Genomic DNA, 5,604 nt, shown 5'->3' on the forward strand with positions numbered 1-5,604 from the left:
TCACCAACATGTCCATAGGCGTCGGCGGCATTGCTGGTAGCAGCACGGATCAACTCATCGGTAGGTACCACATCTTTTCTAAGGTGGAATTCATTGAGTTGATGACGCTGCATACGGCCTAGAAGATCAGAACCGTAGAGCATCTTAACACCGTGTCGCTGGGCCATTTCGAGCGCTTTTCCACCTGCGTCGAGTACATCAAAGACCTTGCGCTGCAGATGCTCAGCCATACCGGCTTCGACTCCTTCCTTGGCCAGAGCGTCGTATGTGGAGAGAGTCGGCGTCAAATAGGCATCGTGCTTGAGGAACAACCGGCAGCTCTCCTCATCCATCAGGTTGCCGTGTTCGATGGTCTTGACGCCTCGGGGGATTAAACGATTGATGGCACGCGCAGTATAAGCATGTGCCATGGTATAGATGTTGGCAGCCGTGGCTTCCTCGACGATAGCGTCGATTTCCTCGAGAGAAAACTGGGTGCTATCGATGCGATCAGTGGGTGATGAGACACCGCCCGACGCCATGATTTTGATCTGGTTGGCACCCTTACGGATCTCATCACGGGCGGCCCGGCGGACTTCGCTGACTCCGTCGCAGACCCGGCCTAGCCCGGAGCAACAGAAGCAGCCTTCGAAGGTGTTCTGCCCGGGGCCTCGCATGTCTGCGTGGCCGCCTGTCTGGGAGAGTGCATTCCCTGCGTACAAAATGCGCGGGCCAATCAGGCTGTCTTCGTCCACGGCCTTGGCTAGGCCGTGGTCAGCACCTCCGGCGTCTCGCACGGTGGTGAAACCACGCATCAGCATGGCTTCGAGCAATTCGCTGGACTTGGCGCCGACGTAGAAAGGAGAGAGTGTCTCGAGCAGGGCAAAATTTGGCGTTATGGCTGTGACGTGCACATGGGAGTCAACCAGGCCGGGCATCAGGAACTGGCCCTGGATATCTATTACTTGATCGTCTTGACCTTCTAATGGTGAGTCACTGACGGCGTCAATGCGTCCATCCTTTACCCGAACCTGCTGGTTCGCGAGCACCTTTCCGTTACGAGTATCGATGACGTTGGCGTTGATGAAGCGTGTCGTTGTCATTGGAATTCCTTGTGAGTGTGTCAGTAGTGGCGTCAGAACATTTTCTGTGGGAGATAGAGTGACAATGCTGGGATCAGCACGATCAGCAACAGGGCGACGATGTCCATTACGATGAACCAACTCACGCCCCTGAAGACTTCAGATAGGGTGACACTGTTGCCTAGGGCGCCCTTGATGACATAGACGTTGAGCCCGATCGGTGGGGTTACCAAGCCAACTTCGAGCAGCTTGACGACGATGATGCCAAACCACACCAAGTTGAGGTCTGCACCTTGTACCAACGGCAGGATCAGGGGAAGAGTGAGCAGAAGCAGACCGATGGAGTCGATGAACATGCCCAGCACGAGGTAGATCAGTGCCACAGCGAGAATGATCCACCAGGTCTCCGTGCTCACACCGAGAATCAGCTCGGAGAAGGCAGCGGGTACGCCGCTCATGGCCAGAAAGCGAGTGAAGAACAGCGAACCGATCAGGATGATGAAGATGCTGGCAGTGCTCACCGCAGTCCGTACAAGGGCTTCTCTCAGTGCAGCAGTGGTCAGGGTGCGTCGAGCCAAAGCGATCAACGCGGCAATAGTGGTACCCACTGCCCCGGCCTCGGTGGGCGAGAAAATGCCCAGGAAGATCCCGCCCAGAACCGAACCGATCAGTAACGGCAACGGCCAGATATTCTTGAAGGCGTCCCATTTTTCGTCCCAGGTGGAGCGCACATCTGAGTCGCCGGCCAGGCTGGGATTAAGCTTGGTCCGGACCATGATCATAGCAATGTAGAGCAGCGCCGAGAGCACGCCTGGAATAAAGCCAGCCATGAACAGCTGACCCACCGAGACCTGAGCGTAAACTCCATAGAGCACCAGGAGCACACTAGGGGGAATCAGGGAGCCCAAGGTTCCAGAGGCCGCCACGGTCCCCGTAGCCAGGCCCTTATCGTAATTGTGCTTCAGCATCTCGGGGACGGCGATGCGCGACATGGCCGCTGACGTGGCAACGCTAGACCCTGAGGCTGCAGCGAAAAAGGCCGAGGCCATCACGCTGGCAACGGCCAATCCGCCGGGCAGCCTCGCCAGGTAAAGGCGCATGGCATGGAACAGGCCTTGGGTCATGTGGGTGGTGGTACACAGATACCCCATGAACAGGAACATCGGCGCGGCGGTCAACTCCCAAGTACCGGCGAAATCAAACGGGGTTGCGGAGATCATTCCCCAGGCAACGCGCACGCTGATCATCTCACTAATGCCAATGATCGAGACCAAGCCAAGAGCGATGCCGATTGGTACGCGCAGGGCGATCAGGGTCAAGGCAATGGCAATGCCTGCCACACCTATCTCGAGGTTACTCATCAGGAAACTCCTACGGGGCTTGGCGAAGTCGCAGCGCCTTGATCATATTGGCGAGGATTGCCAGGCACATAGCCGCAAAGCCAACCGGTAGTGCCCAGCGGCTAGGCCACAAATAGAATTTGAAGTTGGCCATGGCGGTTTCGAGTCGTAGCGTGGCGCTCAATGCATCAAGGTAACTCTGGTAGCAAAGCATGCCGAAATAGATCAGGCCGAGTGAGCCAGCGAATAGGTAAAACGTTAGCTGTAATGCAAGAGGGAGTCTTCCGACTACCACATCGACACTGATGTGCTCATGCTGAAGTTCGACATAGGCTAGCGGAAGGAAGACGACGGCGACCATATAGTAGAAAGAGACAACTTCCAAGGTGCCGGGGAAAGATTTCCCATATATGTATCGCAGCCCCACGTCGAGCGAGACATGCAGTGCCATCAGCACAAGGAACATAGCCGAAAGCACCAGAGCACTCTTGGCCACCCATTCAGCAAGGGTCTCGAAAGTTCTGGCTATCATTCCTGCTCTCTCTCTCTTTGGTGTCCGAGGCGGAAAACCCCAAGTCAAGCAGGGTCTGTTTCCAGAACATCAGCATGTCACGATAGAGTTCGGGGTCATTACGCCATATGCTCTGTGCTCCCATGCCTCGCATCATGCACAAGGTGGCGTTTAAGGCTACCCGCTTCTCATGTGAGCTGTGCTCGGAATTCGCGACCAACTGCTCCCAGATCCGCTCCAAGGAATCATTGAACCTTGCCGCCAGTGGCAACAGCACCTCCATAATGGCGGGATCAGTGCGCGCATTAGTGAGGTATTCAAGAGTCACCATGTACATGTCACCCTTAAAATGTTCATGAAGTGACTTCAGGAAATTATCAAAATTTAATTCGCCAGCTTTGACCCTCATCGCCATGTCTCTAACGCTTCCAACCTCGCGATTGAGGAGGTCTTCTAGTGCGGCTTGCATCAATGATGTCTTAGATGGGTAATGATGCACCAAGGCGCCACGAGATACTCCGGCCTGGCGTGCGACGTCAACTGTTGAAGTGGCACGAATACCCTTTACAAGAATGCACTCGATCGTTGCTTGCGTGATCCGGGCTTGAGTCTGACGTGATTTTTCTTCTTGAATGTGGCGCTTCATCATAACACCCCTCTAAACCGTGGCCGCCTCATTGAGGCGGCCTTGGTCTCGCCGGAGTTAGTAAATACCATAATCCGCAGGCAACTTATTGTAGATTTCCTTCATCGCCAGTTCGGCCAGAGCTTCTTCGTCTTCTCGATCTACCGTGCCGACCAAATCTTCCCATTTATTGTATGTGGCAATAAATCCGTCGATAAGAGCCTCAGGGTCCTCGACTCCAAACTCCTCACCAGCCTTATTGTATACATTCAAAAGGGCCTCTTCCCGGAATTTTTCTACAGAAGCCATTAGATCTTCACCGGGCTCGTAAATATTCCCCCCCTTCGACTGAGCTTCTTCCATTGCAGCATCTGCAGCACCAAGGTATTGGACAATCATGCGAGTCATGGCCTTGGCACTGGCTTCTTTGAACACATCTCGCTGCTCGTCACTGAGACCGTTCCAGAAGCCTGAATTGAAGCCCCACTGAGGGCCTGACCAATACATACCAGTGGGCAGTAGCGTTGTGTGCTCAGCAACTTCCCACAGTGATCGATCGACCAGATCATTGACTGCATTGGTTGCACAGTCCAGTGATCCTCTGTCGAGGCCACTATACATCTCGCTTGAAGGGACATTAACCGGTATGCCACCCGCCTCTTCCACCCAAGCAGAAACGGTAGATCCGGCAGTACGGATGCGTTTTCCACGTAGCTCTTCAAGGTTTCTGACAGGCTCCCGACACATTAGTACATACGGTGGTGTGGTGTATGCGCCGAGGTAGACAATATTCAACTCTTTCCACTCGGCAAGCTGGGTAGGATTGTTCAGACTAAAATCTGTTACGGCGAGAGCAGCGACCAGCGGATCGGAGTAATTGAACCCGAGTTCCTGAACAGCATTTGCCACCGGCATTTCGGAAGGAGTATAGATGGCAGCATGGTGAGCGACCTGGACGATGTTGTCCTGGATACCCTGCAGGCTGGCGCGTGGTGCCAGCAGAACAGTACCGGTGTAGACCTCAGGCTTCAGTTCACCATCTGAAAGCTGTTCCACCGTCTCGGCCCACTCGATGTAGCCGTAGCGGGAGAAAGGATGCTGTTGGTCGTAGAACGAGTTGGCAATGAATGAGGTCGAGGCTTGCGCTGTAGTGACGTAGACAGGAAGCGCCAGAGCAGCGACAGCTAGCGTCAGCGCATTGCGGGCAAAATTCATTTTGTTCTCCAGGCCGAGATGGTCGGCAGTTTGTTGCTATTGTGTTGTGTCATCTGGATGGCACGGTGCTAGATGGCAAACGCGCTTGATTAAATCTAGACTCTAGGTGTAAAAAAAACAAGCAGGTCTGTTTGTTTTTTTGTATGAGGGCACCCCTTGGGGATTCGTAACATAATGATAGTAAAGAAGAGTTACACGAACCTGGACTTTGCTGGCACTTGGCGCGGGATTCGCAAGATGCTGCCGTTGGCCGCTTTCACGGTAGCGTTTGGCTTAGCCTTCGGTGTGGCCGCCGTTCATCAGGGGCTGGCCGATTGGGAAACGATGCTAATGAGTCTTATTGTATTCGCCGCTCCATCGCAATTTGCTGCCTTGGAACTGTGGGGCCCGCCCCTGCCTCTGCTGGCTCTGGCAGCGATCACCCTGGCGATTCATACCCGGCATATGCTGATGAGTGCGGCGCTCTATCCCTGGCTCAAACCGCTGCCCCGGCGCCGGCAATTCGCAATGGTGATCCTGCTGACCGACTCTAGCTGGGCGATGGCACTGGGGGAGTATCATCGTGGAGAGCGTAACCTAGGCATTCTTCTCGGGGGAGGGATTGCGCTGTGGAGTGCCTGGGTAGTGGGCACTGCAATAGGGCTGGCCTTCGGTGGCGGGATCACCGAGCCGGAACGTTTCGGTCTCGACGTGATCATGCTGTGTTTTCTCCTGATGATCGTGGTAGGCGGAAATCCCCGTGCTGTGATGGTCCTGCCTTGGCTGGCAGCGGCAGTCAGTGCCCTGATGGCGTATTGGTGGCTACCGGCCTATCTCCATGTGATGGTCGGCGCTTTGACTGGCGGGATGGTG

Annotated in this window: 6 protein-coding genes; 1 reads left to right on the forward strand and 5 read right to left on the reverse strand. The window is 54.8% G+C overall.

Annotated features, from left to right (window positions below):
- The 5 genes from V6D20_13090 to V6D20_13110 all read right to left on the reverse strand — a co-directional run.
- Window positions 1–1,082: amidohydrolase family protein (locus tag V6D20_13090; GenBank protein HEY9816715.1), on the reverse strand; the 1,082-nt coding region annotated here is incomplete at its 3' end.
- Window positions 1,083–1,114: 32 nt separating this feature from the next.
- Window positions 1,115–2,422, reverse strand: coding sequence for a TRAP transporter large permease subunit (locus V6D20_13095; GenBank protein ID HEY9816716.1), 1,308 nt, complete (start codon window positions 2,420–2,422; stop codon window positions 1,115–1,117).
- A 10-nt stretch (window positions 2,423–2,432) separates the two neighbouring features.
- Entirely contained in the window at window positions 2,433–2,933 is a 501-nt protein-coding gene (locus V6D20_13100) for a TRAP transporter small permease (GenBank protein ID HEY9816717.1), read from the reverse strand.
- Window positions 2,902–3,561 (reverse strand): TetR/AcrR family transcriptional regulator, encoded by a 660-nt coding sequence (locus V6D20_13105; GenBank protein HEY9816718.1) that lies wholly within the window; start codon window positions 3,559–3,561, stop codon window positions 2,902–2,904. The genes V6D20_13100 and V6D20_13105 overlap by 32 nt, the downstream gene beginning before the upstream one ends.
- Before the next feature lie 54 nt (window positions 3,562–3,615).
- Window positions 3,616–4,752: a C4-dicarboxylate TRAP transporter substrate-binding protein gene (locus tag V6D20_13110; protein ID HEY9816719.1), complete on the reverse strand. Its 1,137-nt coding sequence runs from the start codon at window positions 4,750–4,752 to the stop codon at window positions 3,616–3,618.
- A 174-nt stretch (window positions 4,753–4,926) separates the two neighbouring features.
- Between V6D20_13110 and V6D20_13115 the strand changes: the two genes are divergently transcribed.
- A partial coding sequence (locus tag V6D20_13115; GenBank protein ID HEY9816720.1) for an AzlC family ABC transporter permease occupies window positions 4,927–5,604 on the forward strand: 678 nt, incomplete at its 3' end.

This window comes from Candidatus Obscuribacterales bacterium (assembly GCA_036703605.1).
Taxonomy (GTDB): Bacteria; Cyanobacteriota; Cyanobacteriia; order RECH01; family RECH01; genus RECH01.

Coding starts and splice junctions, on each gene's coding strand:
- V6D20_13095 (HEY9816716.1), bottom strand. CDS start 2,422: ATGAGTAACCTCGAGATAGGTGTGGCAGGCATTGCCATTGCCTTGACC.
- V6D20_13110 (HEY9816719.1), bottom strand. CDS start 4,752: ATGAATTTTGCCCGCAATGCGCTGACGCTAGCTGTCGCTGCTCTGGCG.
- V6D20_13105 (HEY9816718.1), bottom strand. CDS start 3,561: ATGATGAAGCGCCACATTCAAGAAGAAAAATCACGTCAGACTCAAGCC.
- V6D20_13100 (HEY9816717.1), bottom strand. CDS start 2,933: ATGATAGCCAGAACTTTCGAGACCCTTGCTGAATGGGTGGCCAAGAGT.